This is a genomic window from Devosia indica (genome assembly GCF_003056405.1).
Classification (GTDB): domain Bacteria; phylum Pseudomonadota; class Alphaproteobacteria; order Rhizobiales; family Devosiaceae; genus Devosia; species Devosia indica.
The window spans coordinates 299367-314466 of sequence record NZ_PYVZ01000003.1 but is presented as its reverse complement, the minus strand read 5'-3'; the positions used below and the strand labels follow the sequence as shown (position 1 = coordinate 314466).

12 protein-coding genes are annotated in these 15100 nt (G+C 61.5%); 7 read left to right on the top strand and 5 right to left on the bottom strand.

The genetic code is table 11. The features are described from left to right. Positions 1 to 441 precede the first annotated feature (441 nt). From chrA to DDE76_RS04825, 5 genes are all read right to left on the bottom strand, one after another. Positions 442 to 1809: a chromate efflux transporter gene (gene chrA / locus DDE76_RS04850; RefSeq protein ID WP_104891703.1), complete on the bottom strand. Its 1368-nt coding sequence runs from the start codon at positions 1807 to 1809 to the stop codon at positions 442 to 444. After that, on the bottom strand, positions 1809 to 2630 hold the full coding sequence (locus DDE76_RS04845) for a chromate resistance protein ChrB domain-containing protein (protein WP_104891702.1): 822 nt from the start codon (positions 2628 to 2630) through the stop codon (positions 1809 to 1811). The genes chrA and DDE76_RS04845 overlap by 1 nt, the downstream gene beginning before the upstream one ends. An 875-nt stretch (positions 2631 to 3505) precedes the next feature. Continuing rightward, positions 3506 to 5416, bottom strand: coding sequence for a glycoside hydrolase family 127 protein (locus DDE76_RS04835; RefSeq protein WP_104891700.1), 1911 nt, complete (start codon positions 5414 to 5416; stop codon positions 3506 to 3508). Between the two features lie 17 nt (positions 5417 to 5433). Next, positions 5434 to 6459 carry a LacI family DNA-binding transcriptional regulator gene (locus tag DDE76_RS04830; RefSeq protein WP_104891699.1) on the bottom strand — a complete coding sequence of 342 codons (1026 nt, stop codon included), beginning with the start codon at positions 6457 to 6459 and terminating at the stop codon, positions 5434 to 5436. Positions 6460 to 6590: 131 nt separating this feature from the next. Beyond that, positions 6591 to 7631 (bottom strand): LacI family DNA-binding transcriptional regulator, encoded by a 1041-nt coding sequence (locus tag DDE76_RS04825; RefSeq protein ID WP_104891698.1) that lies wholly within the window; start codon positions 7629 to 7631, stop codon positions 6591 to 6593. Between the two features lie 202 nt (positions 7632 to 7833). Between DDE76_RS04825 and DDE76_RS04820 the strand changes: the two genes are divergently transcribed. From DDE76_RS04820 to DDE76_RS04790, 7 genes are all read left to right on the top strand, one after another. Beyond that, complete coding sequence (locus DDE76_RS04820) at positions 7834 to 8832, top strand: Gfo/Idh/MocA family protein (protein ID WP_245891803.1); 999 nt, start codon at positions 7834 to 7836, stop codon at positions 8830 to 8832. 12 nt (positions 8833 to 8844) lie between these two features. Further along, positions 8845 to 9747, top strand: a complete 903-nt coding sequence (locus tag DDE76_RS04815) for a sugar phosphate isomerase/epimerase family protein (RefSeq protein WP_104891696.1) — start codon at positions 8845 to 8847, stop codon at positions 9745 to 9747. Between the two features lie 60 nt (positions 9748 to 9807). Next, positions 9808 to 10863, top strand: coding sequence for a LacI family DNA-binding transcriptional regulator (locus tag DDE76_RS04810; RefSeq protein WP_425430615.1), 1056 nt, complete (start codon positions 9808 to 9810; stop codon positions 10861 to 10863). A 109-nt stretch (positions 10864 to 10972) separates the two neighbouring features. After that, on the top strand, positions 10973 to 12205 hold the full coding sequence (locus DDE76_RS04805; protein ID WP_104891695.1) for an ABC transporter substrate-binding protein: 1233 nt from the start codon (positions 10973 to 10975) through the stop codon (positions 12203 to 12205). Positions 12206 to 12292: 87 nt separating this feature from the next. Then, the gene (locus DDE76_RS04800) at positions 12293 to 13195 is read left to right on the top strand and encodes a carbohydrate ABC transporter permease (RefSeq protein WP_104891694.1); all 903 of its coding nucleotides are present in this window, start codon (positions 12293 to 12295) and stop codon (positions 13193 to 13195) included. Then, positions 13192 to 14019, top strand: a complete 828-nt coding sequence (locus DDE76_RS04795) for a carbohydrate ABC transporter permease (RefSeq protein ID WP_104891693.1) — start codon at positions 13192 to 13194, stop codon at positions 14017 to 14019. The genes DDE76_RS04800 and DDE76_RS04795 overlap by 4 nt, the downstream gene beginning before the upstream one ends. Beyond that, positions 14016 to 15089 (top strand): ABC transporter ATP-binding protein, encoded by a 1074-nt coding sequence (locus DDE76_RS04790; protein ID WP_104891692.1) that lies wholly within the window; start codon positions 14016 to 14018, stop codon positions 15087 to 15089. The genes DDE76_RS04795 and DDE76_RS04790 overlap by 4 nt, the downstream gene beginning before the upstream one ends. Positions 15090 to 15100 lie beyond the last annotated feature (11 nt).

The window sequence follows — 15100 nt, the reverse complement described above, 5'->3', positions numbered from 1 at the left end:
CGATAAGCAGCGGCGCACTGGGCGCCGGCAGCGTCAGCATGCCGATAATGCCAACGATCAAAATACCGATCGCGGCACCACCCGCGGCGCGAAGACGTTCAAGCGGGCTGACCGTGACGAGATGAGGTAGAAGGCGAGCGAGGGGAGCAGGAAAGTTCATGCATGGCTAATAGGCCCGGCAGGCGCTTTAGCCAAGTGATCACACACCATAAGCTAAAGCTGGTAAGACCCCCCAGCAGGCAAGCGCCCCAATCCGGCCATCCCGACGCATAGGAAAAACCTAATAACCGATTGAGCTCCCGTCTCTCCAATGGCTAGGTCGGGGTGGATTGGGAACTGGCGGGTTTTGGGTCAGCAGTGGCGGTAACTGGCCATTCTCACAAAGGCAGATCGAGGACACCGTGCGAGCTTAAGCGGTGTCCTCGTCAGCCAGATCATTGCTCACGCCATTCCGGCGAAATGCAACGTGAGGCCGGCTATTGCACAGCCCGCCAGCACGGTGACAGGGCCAAGCTTGAAGCGAAACACTGCGACAAGCGCGGCCAGCACCAGTGCCGCCGCCGCGAGATTGATCGAGGACCAGACGGGCACATCAAGGTCGAGACCGAAGGACGCGATCGTCTGCACCTCCTCGAAGACCACGTGCAGACCGAACCAGACTGCGAGGTTCAGGATGACGCCCACCACGGCAGCCGTGATCGCCGTCAGCGCCGCCGACAAAACCTTGTTGTCGCGCAGTCGCTCGATGAATGGCGCACCGAGGAATATCCATAGGAAGCAGGGTGTGAAGGTCATCCATGTGGTTAGCAGCCCGCCCAGGGTGCCTGCCACCAGCGGCGACAATCCGCCGCCATCGCGGAACGCGCCCATGAAACCCACGAACTGCGTCACCATGATCAGCGGCCCGGGTGTCGTCTCGGCCATTCCGAGCCCGTCCAGCATCTCGCCCGGCGCGAGCCAGCCGAAGTTCTGAACGGCCTCCTGCGCAACATAGGCCAGGACCGCATAGGCGCCGCCGAAGGTGACGACCGCCATCACGCTGAAAAAGCCCGCTATCTGGGCAAAGACGTTGGCCGGACCGAACACGGCGAACAGCAGAGCGACCGGAGCCAGCCACAGCACGAGGAACACCGCCGAAATTCGAAAGGCCCAGCCGCGGTTGACCTGCGTGTGATCAGGCGATTCCTCGCCTAGTAGCGTGTCGGAGTCATCGACCTGGACGGTGCCAACCTTGCCGTGTCCGCCACCGTTCTGGAACGCAGGCACCCCCGCGCGTGCGCCGAAATACCCGATCAGGCCAGCGGCTAAAATGATCAGCGGAAACGGCACGGCGAACCCAAAGATTGCGATAAACGAGGCGGCGGCGATGGCGATCATCGCATTGTTCTTCAGTGCGCGTGACCCGATGCGGATGACCGCTTGCACCACGATGGCCAGCACCGCAGCCTTGAGGCCAAAGAACAGCGCTTCGATCGGTCCGACATTGCCGTAAAGCGCATAGACCCAGCTAAGCGCCATGATCGCGACGACGCCGGGAAGCACGAACAAGGCGCCGGCAATGATGCCGCCGAGCGTGCGGTGCATCAGCCAGCCGATATAGACGGCGAGCTGCATGGCCTCGGGTCCTGGTAGCAGCATGCAGTAGTTAAGTGCATGGAGGAAACGCTTCTCGCCGAGCCAGCGCTGCTCTTCGACGAGAATGCGGTGCATGAGCGCGATCTGGCCTGCGGGGCCGCCAAAGCTAAGGAGTCCGATACGGGCCCAGATGCGGGTGGCCTCGGCCAAGGTGGGGTAAGCGCGGTCCTGCATCAGTCTGCCTTGAGCTTATTGGAGGGCCAGTTGTGGGTCTCGTCGGTAGCGTCGCGCGCCCATCGGTAGAAGGCGTCATAGAGCAGCATGCCAGCCTCGAGCTGCTCGAGATCATCGGAATACATTCTTGACAGGCCAAGCGACGCGGCAAGCAACCCGGCGGCCTCGGGCGCCAGATCAAGCCTTGCCGTATCCGCCCCGCGCACGATGGCAGCCAGCCGGTCGAGCGCCGGAATAGCCAGGCCGAACTCGGCCAGCATCAAATCGAATGTGCAAAGCTCGCCCCGGTGGCTCCAGAACACCCCCTCGATGTCGAAGGGAGCAGCGTTGTAGCGTTCGGCAACACCCACCACCTCGGAGGGGGCGACGAAAAGGAGGATCGCGCGAGGGTCGAGAAAGCGACGAATTAGCCATGGACACGCAATGCGGTCGATCTTGGGACGCGACCGCGTGACCCAGACCGTGCGGCCCTGTGTATCCTGCGCCGGCAGCTTCGTCGGATCGATCAACGGCAGTCCGGCCGACCGCCACGCTTCGAACCCGCCTTCGAGATATTCCGATGGGCACCTCTCGGCGCGCAGCCAGGCGGCTGTCCCCTGGCTGCGCCGGTGACCGGCCTGACAGATAGCTATAGAAGGCTGCCCGCCGAGCTGCGGCACGAGGTCGGCAAGCGCCTGGTCGTCGATCCGGGTAGCCCCGGGAAGCAACCGCGGATCAGCGGCAAAGTCTTCTTCCGAACGCACGTCGAGTAAAAGTGGTGCGCGGGGCGTTCCGATGATGCGGGTGAGTTTATCGAAAGAAATGGCATTGGGCGCAGGCATGAGCGTTCCTCCGTTGCCGGGTTGATATGGAACGCGATCTTCAGCTGACGCCTCGTGGGGAGTTCGCAGTCCCCATGCACGTCTATTACCGGCGGCCGGTGCTTTTCGTCAACATGACTTGGCGGTCAAACACCACATATCGCTTCCGAGGAATGGCAGCTTCCAGGAGCAACTTCAGAACCGCTTAATGACCGAAATGGGGTCGATTTCCGCCATGATGTCGGACTTGTTGCATAGCCTCATAAAACCCACAGGCTGTCACCCGGCGCAGGCCGGGGCCATCCTGAGCTGGCGCAACTTTCGCTGATCGCCGCTCTCGTGGTTCGAGGGCCGCTTCGCGCCCACCTCACCATGACGGCTCGCCAAACACCGGTTCCTCCCCAGACCTCATCCTGAGGTGCGAAGCGCAGCGCAGCCTCGAAGGACGAGGTCGGCCATCACCACACCCGGTCAACTTTTTTATCCCCGCACCCAAAACCTCCCTTATCCTCCTCCCATCACTCCCGCGCGGACGGACTGCAGCGAACTTTGCGGGAGGAGCTGGTTGGGTGCTGGGTCGCTCCAGGGCCTGCCTGCTCGTTGGGCCACCTTGCGACGAGCGATCAATAGGGGCCACGACAGCAGGAGAAACCCAGCGTTCCGAGGCGGCGACGTCTCTATTTATCTAAGTTTACTGAGACGCACGCGCCTCGGAACACGTCCATCTCAAACCCGGAGGCTCAGGGCCATCCGGCACTTCAGCACGTCCACTGTTCCAAAAAGGAGCCGGCAAGTGGCTGCGTTTTCGCCGCACAGGCCCGATGCGCTACCCAATATCGCCGCCAGGCAAAGGCACGCGCAAACGCGCCAATGCCGTGATGAATGCCATGCAAGCCTTAGTCCTCGCGAATCCAGACCTGCATCGGCCCCGCCTCCCGGTTGGCCCAGAGATAATAGGGTATGGCGGTCAGCGTCGTATCGGCGGGTGCCGGCGGCGTCGTGCGATAAAGGTCCGGCCCCCAATCATCGCTGCCAATGGTCTGTGCCGGCGCGGTCAGGGTGACGATGCCATCGAAAAGATCGGCCCGCGGCGTTTCGGCAATTGCCGCATCTCGCGACAGGATCAGGTCGGGCACCGGCGTCTCATTGTCCACCTGCTCGGCGCAATAGACCAGCGGTCCCCGCGCCAGGGCAACGCGGTGCCGGTCCATCTTGACCTTGGGATTGGCATAGATGCGGCGGGGCGCCATGGGCAGGTCGAGTTCGACCTCGTCGCCCTCGATCCAGTCCCGCTCAATCACCAGGTAGCCGTTCTGCAACTGGCCCGGCACATCAACCGGATTGCCATTCAACTTCGCCACACCATCGCGTGCCCAGTCCGGAATGCGCAGCTTGAGTGCGAACACGCCATGACCATCGGGATGCACGCTGACCTTGATCTTGCCGGACCAGGGATAGTCCGACTGTTCCTCGATCCGGACGCGACGCCCATCGAGATCGAGTTCCGCACTGTTGCCACCATAGAGATTGACCGCAATGGCACCCGGACCCACCGAATAGAAATAGCCACTGATCGAGGCCACCAGCCGCGACACATTCATCGTGCAGCAGGGGCAGGGGTGCCAGGGCCAGCGGCGATGGCTGCCATCGCTGTCCAGCTTGTTCTCGTAGAAATAAAGCTCGCCATCCCGGGAGAGACCGGACAGCACGCCGTTGTAGAGCGCCAGTTCCATGGCCTCGGCATATTGCCCGTCGAGCTCGAGGTTGAGCATGCGCTGGGCCCAGAACACGAAAGCGATGGACGCGCAGGTTTCGCAATAGGCGGTGTCATTGGGCAGGTCGTAGTCGGTCGTAAAACCCTCGTTCGAGGCCGACGGGCCGAAGCCGCCGGTGACATACATCCGCGTGGTGGTCACATCTTTCCACAGCACTTCGCAGGCATGGCGCAGGCTGTCATCGTCCAGTTCCGCCGCCAGGTCCGCCATGGCGGTGTACATATACATGGCGCGCACGGCGTGCCCGACCACCTTGTCCTGCTCGCGCACCGGCTTGTGGGCCTGGCCATACTCGTAATTGCCGGTGTTGAAGAAGTGGTACTTGGCCGGGTCATCGCCCCGCGCAATCGCTTCTTGATCGAAGTAATGCGGCTGGCGGCCGCGTTCGTCGATGAAATAGGCGGCCAGATCGAGCTGCTTGCGCTCCCCGGTGAGCTGGTAGAGCCGGATCAGCGCGATCTCGATTTCCTGGTGGCCGGGATAGCCGCGCTTTTGCCCATCACCGGTCCCGAACGTGCTGCGGATATGGTCCAGGCTGCGCTCCATCACCTCAAGGAATTTGCGCTTCCCCGTTGCCTGGTAATAGGCGATCGCACCCTCGAGCAGATGCCCGATATTGTAGAGTTCGTGCCGGTCACGCAGATTGGTCCAGCGGTTCTCGATTTCATGGCCCTGATACCACAGGTTGAGATAGCCGTCGGGCATTTGCGCAGCTTCAAGCTTGTCAACGATCTCGTCCACCTGCCGCTCGATCTCCGCATCGCGGCGATGCCGCAGCGCATAGCCGGCCGCTTCGATCCATTTGCCGATGTCCGAATCCCAGAAGAACTGCATGGTAAAGCCATGGTCGTTATAGGGCACGCGCAGCGGCGGCGGCGGATCCTTCAGATCCAGGGATTCAAGAATGCCGTTTTCATCGAGCTTCTTGTACTGGCTGGGCACCGTGCGCGTGAGCACGGTTTCAAGCCGCTCCGACCAGAACGGGCCGGTCAGGTGCACACGGGTGAAATCGACTGGGGAATAGCGGCGCATAGGGTCTCCTCCGGCCATTATTGGCCTGGTTGTGGGGTTGGAACGGTGCTGGCGCGGGGAACAAGCGTGCAGGGCAGGCGGCTTGTGCCGCTCTGGCTTTCGCCCCGGATCATGCGGATCAGCCGATGCCCGGCCTCCTCGCCGAGCAATTTGAGATTCATGTCGATGCTGCTGAGTTGCGGCCGGCTCGCCTCTGTCATCACCGACCAGTTGTCAAAGCCGATCACGGCAATGTCCTGGGGCACGGAAATGGCATTGTCGCGCAGCGTCTCGACAATGCCGCGCGCGATCTGGTCATTGCCGGCAAAAATGGCGTCGGGCCGCGTCGGCATGGCGAGCAGGCGCGCTGCCGCTTCCCGGCCCCAGGCCTCCGACCAGGGGCCGTGCAGGATCAATGCCGGGTCGGCCTTTGAAAGGCTCGCCTCATATCCGCGCCGCCGCAAGCGGACCGCCTCGAAATCCTCCGGGCCGGTCACATGGGCAATCCGCGTTCGCCCAAGCGAAAGCAGGTGCGCAGTGGCAAGGCGCGCGCCGCCCTCATCATCGGGCAACAGACAGGCAGCGCCCGGTTCGTCGCTCTGCGAGAAGACGTACAACACCGGCAGATTGCCCAGTGCCAGGCCGGGGACGGGGCGGCGGTCGGCCCGGCGCCCGGTGAAGATCAGCCCATCGACGCGTTTGCCCAGCAATTGGTCGATATGTCGCTTCTCGCGTTCCGGATCGTCCGTGGCGTTGCACATGAACAGCGCAATGCCGGCCGCGTGCAGAACGGTTTCCAGGCCCTCCATGATGGGCATGGTGAACCGCCCGAAGCTATCATTGGAAATCAGGCCGACGGTAAAACTCTGGCCCCGATGCAGGGCCTGTGCCAGGTCATTGGGCCGAAACCCCAGCTCATTGGCCGCCTTGAGCACCTTTTCGCGTGTTTCCTGCCGCAGCGTGCCTGACTTGTTGAGCGCCTTGGATGCGGTGCCCAGGCTGACCCCGGCATGCCGTGCCACGTCGCGCAGTGTGTAGCGATTTGGCGATTTTCCCTCGGACATGCTGGTCTCGAATGGCGCGGAGCATTGCGTGGAAATGGGTCAGAACTCATTCGGAAAAGCTTTTCCGAGTCGCATGAACATTACGTCAAGCATTGCCCGTGTCAAGATGGTCACTATGGGCTGGCGGCCGGCTAGCCGGTTGAGACCGGCATGTCGCTATCGCCGTCGACCAGTTCCAGCGGGACGATTTTGCGCACGACGCCGAGCGGATAGTGCGCGGCATAGGCCGGCATCGTGGCCAGCAGCGCCTCGGCCAGGGCAATGCCGAGATCGCGCAGCGACAGCCGGAAACTGGTCAGCTTGGGGACCAGAAAATGCGCCTGCGGGCTGTCCCGGCTGATGACGGCGAATTTCTGCCCCGGCGGCAGCCCGACCTCATAAAGGCCATTGTAGAACCCCAGCGTCATCAATTCATTGGTCAGGATGAAGCCGGTCGGTTGCTTGCCTGGCGGCATGGCGGCGATGGCATGGGCAATGTCATGGCCGCCGCGTTCATTGGGGTGGGCCCGGAAGATCAGGTCGGGATCAAACGGCAGTCCGCGCTGTTCCAGCGCCTTGCGGTAGGCCTCGATGAACACGAAACCCAGATTGGTATTATCCAACGGGGCGAAAATACCGATACGCCGATGCCCCTTGGCGACCAGGCGCGCAACCCCGGTTTCGGCCATGCCCTCGAAATCAAGATCCAGCCAAGGATGACCCACATCGGTCTGCGAACGACCCAGCGCAATAAAAGGAATGTTGCGGCTGGCCAAATAGTCAATGCGATGGTCTTCCCGCTTCGTCGCCGAAATGATCAGTGCATCGGCAAACCCGCGGGCCACGACGCGCTGCATATAGGCATCCGGATCCTCCTCAGAAGAACAGAGCAGAGCCACCAGATCGAGCTGGTGCCGCGCGAAAACGGTCTGCACCCCGTCAAACACACTCATGAAGAACACATCGCCCTCACCGGTGATCTGCGCGCCAGTCTGCATCATGAAGCCGACGACGCCCGTGGCGCCCTTGCGCAGGGACCGGCCCGCCTGGTTAGGTACATATCCCATCGCGTTGGCGGCCTCGAGAACGCGCTGCCGGGTCTCATCGTTGACGTCAGGTTTGCCGTTCAGTGCACGAGAAACGGTGCCGATGGACAGGTTGAGGCGCTGCGCCAACTCTCTGATGCCAGTCATATTTTTCGTACTTTTCCCACAGCCCCAATCATCGACAAAAAACGTTTACGAAATCCAGTTGACAGTCGAAACGTGCGAAATGTAACGTCGTAAACGTTTACGGGACTTTCTGCCCTGATGCTGCACAAGATGGCAAGGGCAGGCCAAAGTCCAGAGGGAGGATATCTTGGTCTATTCTGCGGTGCTTGCCGGTTGTGGCAGCATGTCCAAGGGTTGGCTGGCCGCCCTGTCCGAGCATGCCCTGCTCAAGGACAAAGTGCGGATTGTCGGCCTGGTCGATCTCGATCGGGCCACCGCAACGACTCGTGCCAGCGAATTTGCCCTTGATGACATCGCCATCGGCACAGACCTCGACGCCGTCCTGGCAGAGACCAAACCCGACCTGCTGTTTGATGTCGTGGTCCCCTCGGCGCGGGCAGGGCTGGTTGAAACCGGGCTGCGCCATGGCTGCCACGTACTGACCGAAAAGCCCATGGCCACGAGCCTAGCTGACGCAAAGGCGATGGTCGCCCAAGCCAAGGCGGCAGGCCGCGTCCACGCCGTCGTCCAGAACCGCCGCTTCATCGCCGGCGTGCGCCGCATCCGGCGCCTGGTCGAGACTGGCGCGCTGGGTGAGATTACGAGCCTCAATTGCGATTTCTTTATTGGTGCGCATTTTGGCGGGTTCCGCGAGGACATGGATAATGTCCTCTTGCTTGACATGGCCATTCATACGCTCGACGCCGCTCGCTTCATGGCGGGCAAGGCCCCGCGGGCGGTCTATTGCCTTGAGACCAACCCGCCCGGCTCCTGGTATCGCCATGGCGCAGCGGCCAACGCAATCTTCGAATTCGAAAACGATGTGGTCTTCAACTATCGCGGCTCCTGGTGCGCTGAAGGGGCCAATACGAGCTGGGAAAGCGCCTGGCGCATCATAGGCACCAAGGGCACGCTGCTCTGGGATGGCGAAGACCGGTTCGAGGCACGCGTTGTGGACGGCGACAGCGGCTTCTTCCGTCCCCTCAAGGAAATAGAGGTGCCGCCGCCCGCCGATGCCGGCCAGGTCCACGGCCATGCCAGCGTCATCGCCGACTTTCTCGCCGCCATAGAATCTGGCGCCCAGCCTGAAACCGCGGGTGCCGACAATATCAACAGCCTGGCCATGGTTCTTGCCGCCATTGAGAGCGCGCGAACCGGGCAGCGCATCCCAATTGCAGTTTGAGGAAATATCAACGTGAGTGACCCCGCAAATTCCATCCGCATCGGCACCATGGTTTCGGCTTCGGCCGGTAAGGCCGCCGAGCGCATCGCCGAAATCGCCGATCTGGGCTTTGAAAGCTTCCAGCCATTTTTCTGGCAGACCACCAACGGCCAGGACATCGCCGAACTGGGCAAGCGCTGCAGGGATGCCATTGGGGATCGCAATATCACCATTTCTACCCTCGGCATGTTCGGCAATGTGCTCGAAGACCAGGAAATGGACCGCCAGACCCTGCAGGGCTGGAAGGATTGCATCGATAATGCGCATCATTTCGGTGCCACTTGCGTCGCCGGCTTCACCGGTCGCATTCGCAACAAGCCGCTGACCGACAGCCTGCCCAGATACCGCGAAGTCTGGTCGGAACTGGCAAGGCGCGCCGCCGACAAGGGCATCAGGATCGCCTTTGAAAACTGCGCCATGGATGGCAACTGGCAGACCGGCGACTGGAATATTGCGCACAATCCCGATGCCTGGGAGTTGATGTTCAATGAGACGCCGGACGACAATATTGGGCTCGAATGGGAGCCCTGCCACCAGATGGTCTATCTGATCGACCCCTTGCCGCAGATCCGCAAATGGGCGCCCAAGATTTTTCATCTGCACGGCAAGGACGCCACCATTCGTTGGGATGTGATCCGCGAGCACGGAATCTTCGGCAAGGAACCCTTCGTCTTCATGCGCACGCCAGGCTTTGGCGATAGCAACTGGACCGACATCATTTCCGAGCTGCGGCTGGCCGGCTGGACGGGTTCGATCGACATCGAAGGCTGGCATGACCCGGTCTATCGCGATGCGCTGGAAATGACCGGGCAGATCCATGCCCTGAACCATCTTAAGCAGGCGCGCGGTGGCGACTACCTCGCTCTGGCGGGATAAATATGACTATTGACGAGTGTTGAAAAACCGTTTTACCAATATTGAGAAAAGGGTTTTCCATTGAGGTGTGAGGACGTGGTAAAGGCTGAGCGCATTCGCATCTACGACGTCGCCCGCGTCGCCGGCGTCAGCGTTGCCACGGCCTCCAAGGCCCTCAACGATACCGGTCGGATGACCGAGGAAACCCGCCGGCGGGTCAAGCAGACAGCGGCTGCGCTCGGTTTTCGCCCCAATGCCATGGCACGCGCGCTGACCCAGCAGCGCAGCTTCACCATTGGCCTGTTGACCAACGACACCTATGGCCGGTTCACCCTGCCGGTCATGGCCGGCGTGTCCGAAGCCTTGGTGGACCAGGGCGTGTCGGTGTTCCTGTGTGGCATCGAGGATGATGCGGCACTCGCCAGGCTCCATCTCGACGCCATGCTCGACAAGCAGGTTGATGGCATCATTGCCACCGGCAAGCGCATCGACCGCCGTTTGCCCGTTGATCTGTCCCATCTGCCGGTTCCTGTGGTCTATGCCTTTACCGAGGGTCCCGATGATGCGGTGACGCTGGTGTCCGACGATGCGCAGGGCGCACGCGAGGCGACCCAATGGCTTGCACAGATTGGGCGAAAGGCACTGGTACACATCACGGGGCCGGAGAGCTTCGTCTCGGTCGCGGCACGGGCCGGTGCATTCCGCGCGGTGGCGGGGCGGGGGGCGCAGGTGTTGCATGGGCCCTGGTCCGAGGCCTGGGGGCACGCGGCGATCGCAAAGCTCTGGGATGGCGATGCACCGCGTCCGGATGGGATTTTCTGCGGCAATGACCAGATTGCGCGCGGCGTGGTCGATGCGCTGCGTGAGCGCAATGTCGAGGTGCCAGGCGATGTCTCGGTCATCGGCTTCGACAACTGGGAGATTGTCGCAGCGGCGACGCGGCCGCCGCTGACCACCATCGATATGAATTTGAAGGAACTTGGCCGCGAAGCGGGCCGCCTGATCCTGGATCTTGCTGAAGGCAAGCCGGTCGAGCCGGGCATCCGCAAGCTGCCCTGCAAGCTCGTGCTGCGCCAATCCTGTGGCGGCGATGCAATCGCCGTCCGCAACCAGGAGGAAATGCTGCAGGAGAGTTGAGATGCTGCCACGGGCGTTTGCACCGCCCATGGCAGCGAGGAAGGCCGCAAGGGAAAGAGGAAACCCGAGCGGCATGGTCGCGGCCCGAGGGCCGCAAAGGGAGGATATAATGCAGTTTGCTAAACGAGGTCTATTGGCCGGGCTTGCGCTCGGCGCATTGGTCGCAGCGGTGCCGGCTCAGGCGCAGGACGAGGTGACCATCACTGTCTGGTCGATTGACGGCGCCAACCAGGTCGGACCGTCCGATACCTTCTCCAAGGAATTCGACGAGATGGACAATGGCATCAACGTCGAATACCGGATCCTGCAATTCGACGAGATCGTCAACGAAACACTGCGCGCCTTTGCCACCGGCAACGCGCCGGACATCGTCAGCCTTGATAATCCGGACTTTGCCCTGTTCTCATCGCGCGGGGCGTTTCTCGACATCACGGATATGGCTGCCCAGAGCGATGTCATAAATCCCGAAGTCTATTTTGAAGGACCGCTCAATTCGGTGAGCTGGGACGGGCGCCTCTATGGTGTCGGCAAGTACACCGACACGATCGGGGTCTTCTACAACAAGGACATGTTTGCAGAGGCCGGGATTACCGAACCACCCCAGACCTGGGCGGAGTTCGAGGAATATGCCCGCATCCTCGCCAAGCCCGACCAGGGCATATATGGCGCAACGCTTTCGGCACGTGGCAACGAGGAAGGCACCTTCCAGTTCCTGCCCGTCATCCAGATGTCCGGCGGCGGCTACGACAATGTCAACACCGAGGGCGCCCGCGAATGGTTGTCCATGGTCAAGGGCATGATCGACGATGGCGTTCTGAGCCAGGACGTCCTCTCGCTCGGCCAGTGGGATTCCACCGGCACTTTCAACTCGGGCAACGCCGCAATGGCGATTTCTGGCCCGTGGGAAATCGATCGCATGGTCGAAGACGCCGACTTCGACTGGGGCGTAACCCTGCTGCCGACCTTTGGGGAAGGCGATGAACGATCCTCGGCGCTCGGCGGCTTCAATCTCGGCATCATGTCCACAACCGAGCATCCGGAAGAAGCCTTCAAGGTCCTGGAATATTTCGTCAGCCAGGACGACCGCCTCTTCCCCGAATTCGGCTATCTGCCGACGCGGTCCGACGTCGAACTGCCTCTGTCCGGTATCGAGAAGAAGGACGCCGCACTCGCTGTCTTCCAGGAACAGTTGCAATACGCCCAGCCGCGTGGTCCGCACCCTGAATGGCAGAAGATCTCCAAGGCGATCTACGACGCCGAGCAGGCGGCCCTGACCGGTCAGATGACGCCGGACGAGGCGCTGAGCCAGGCACAGGCGACGATCGACACGATCCTCAACTGAGCCTGATGGCCACAAGTCTTCCCGGGGCCGCAGCGCTTCCGGGAAGACCCTGCACTTCAACAAACCTAAACGGAAAGAGGTCGGACCATGCGCCGCATTCTGTCCAGCATCACCGATGGGAAGGGCTTCGATCTCATCATGGTCGGCGTGACGATGCTTTTTCTGTTCGCCCTTGCCGGCGTCCCGCTCGTCTACAACGTCGTGATGAGCTTCCAGCAAGTCGACATGTTCAATCTCAACACGTTCTCCCGGCCCTTTGCCGGATTTGAGAACTATGTTGCGATAGTCAGTCAGCCCGAGTTCTGGCTGGTCATCCGGAACACCGCAATCTTCGTTTTCGGCTCGATTGCCGGGCAGTTCATCTTCGGCTTTGCGCTGGCCATCTTCTTCATGCTCAGCTTCCCCTTTGCCTCGACAATCCGTGGCCTGTTCCTCGTTTCCTGGGTCATGCCCGGCCTCGTGGTCGGCGCGCTCTGGGGCTGGATCTTGGCCGGCGATTTCGGCGTGCTCAACGCGATCCTGCGCGGGCTCGGCATTATCGATGGCACCATGTTCTGGAAATCGGATCCAAACCTGTCGATCTGGGCCGTCACCATCGCCAATATCTGGCTCGGCCTGGCCTTCAACATGATGCTGCTGTCGGTTGGTCTCGCCGGCATTCCGCGTGATCTGTACGAAGCGGCTGAACTCGACGGTGCCAATGGCTGGCAGCGCTTTACCACCATCACGCTGCCCATGATGCGCTCGACCATCGGCGCGGTCCTTGCCCTCGGCCTGATTTACACGCTGCAGCAGTTTGACCTGTTCCCCGCCATCACCGAAGGCGGACCTGCGAACAGTTCCAATGTGGCGCAATACTGGGCCTGGCAGTGGTCGTTCCAGCTCTTCGATTTTGCCAAGGGCGCCACCGTCTCGATGATGATGCTGATCTTCGTTCTGGTCGCCTCGATCGTCTATGTCCGCTCGACCCGCCATGAGGTGCGCGGATGACCCGGGTTGCTGCACCAAAACTCCTGCTGGTTCTCGCCCTTGCGCTGGCAGCAGTCTATCTGTTCCCGCTCTATTGGATGTATGCCACCAGCCTCAAGGGCGCCTCGGAGATATTTGCCAATCCGCCGACCTTCTGGCCCCGCGAACCGGATTTCTCCATTTTTCCGGCGACCTGGGAACGGCGGACCATGGACACGTTCCTCTGGAACAGCCTGGTCATCGCCACCGGCGTAACGACCCTGACCGTTTTGCTCGGCACTGGTTGCGCCTATGTGCTGGCCCGCTACCGCAATCCCTGGATCGATATTGGCCTGTTCGCCATCCTGATGCTGCAGGTCCTGCCAGCCTCGGTGATGATCACCCCGCTCTACGTGGGCTTCAACCAGATCGGCCTGCTCGACTATCCGCGAACGGCGGTGATCATCGCCGCCGCGGGTAAGTCGATCCCGTTCTATATCGTCCTCGTCCGTGCCACCTTCATGAGCGTGCCAAGCGAGCTCGAGGAAGCGGCGCTGGTCGATGGCAATTCGCGCTGGGGCGCCTTCTTCTTCATCGTGCTCCCGCTGGCACGAAACGGCATCCTCGTGCTGGCCATTCTCACCTTCATGCAGGCCTTTGGCGAGTACATCTATTCAAAATCAATCATCACGACGCAGTCTCTTCAGCCGGCGAGTGTCGGCCTATCGGGCTTCCTGGGCCCGAACTCCACCGATTGGAACGGGATCATGGCCTATGCCGCAATGTATGTGACCCCAATCATCCTCGTCTTCGTCATCCTGCAGCGCCGCATCGTGTCCGGCCTAACCTCGGGAGCCCTCAAATGAGTGCCCAGCCCCAGATCGAACTCGTTGGCATCGACAAGCACTATGGCAGTTTCCACGCGCTCAAGAACATCGACCTGGTCATTCCCAAGGGCCAGTTCGTGGCTCTGGTCGGGCCCTCGGGCTGCGGCAAGTCGACCTTGCTGCGATCAATAGCTGGGTTGGAAAGCATCACCGGTGGCACCATGAAGATCGCCGGCGCGGTGATGAACGGGGTGCCGCCGCGCAAGCGCGATGTCGCCATGGTCTTCCAGTCCTACGCGCTTTATCCACACATGACCGTGGAACAGAACCTGACCTATTCCCTGCGTTTGAAGCGCGTGCCAAGGGCCGAAGCAAAGAAGGCTGCAGACGAGGTCGCCAAGACCATTGGCCTGCAGCAATTGATGCATCGCTATCCACGAGAGCTCTCCGGGGGCCAGCGCCAGCGTGTGGCCATGGGGCGGGCGATCATCCGCAACCCCAAGGCCTTTCTCTTCGACGAGCCGCTGTCCAATCTCGACGCCGCCCTGCGCGTGCATATGCGCAAGGAAATTCGCGCGCTGCATGACCGGCTCGGCGCAACCTCGGTCTATGTCACCCACGACCAGATCGAGGCCATGACCATGGCCGATCACGTGGTGGTGATGCGCGATGGCGTCATCGAACAGCAAGGCAGTCCGCTTGAGCTTTACGATACTCCGGCCACCCGCTTTGTCGCCGGTTTTATTGGTTCACCCGCGATGAACTTCATCCCCGGCACCATCGCCGCCGACGGCCAGCATGTAACCCTGGAGATTGAGGGGGTCGCGGCCTTGCCCATTGGCCGAAACCTGGAGCCAGGCCGCAGGGTCACTGTCGGGTTGCGTCCTGAACATATCGAGGCGACCCCCGGCACATCTGGCCAGATCGTCTTGCCGGTCTCCGTCGTGGAATCGACCGGGTCCTTGACCTATCTGACGACGGACGGCGCGCCGGAGTTGACCGTGGTCATCACCGGACGCAGCGACATCAGGTCCAAAGACACGGTTGGCCTGACCATCGCGCCTGAACGGGTGCACATCTTCGATGCCGAGACCGAACGCGCGCTCTAGGCTATCCGCCT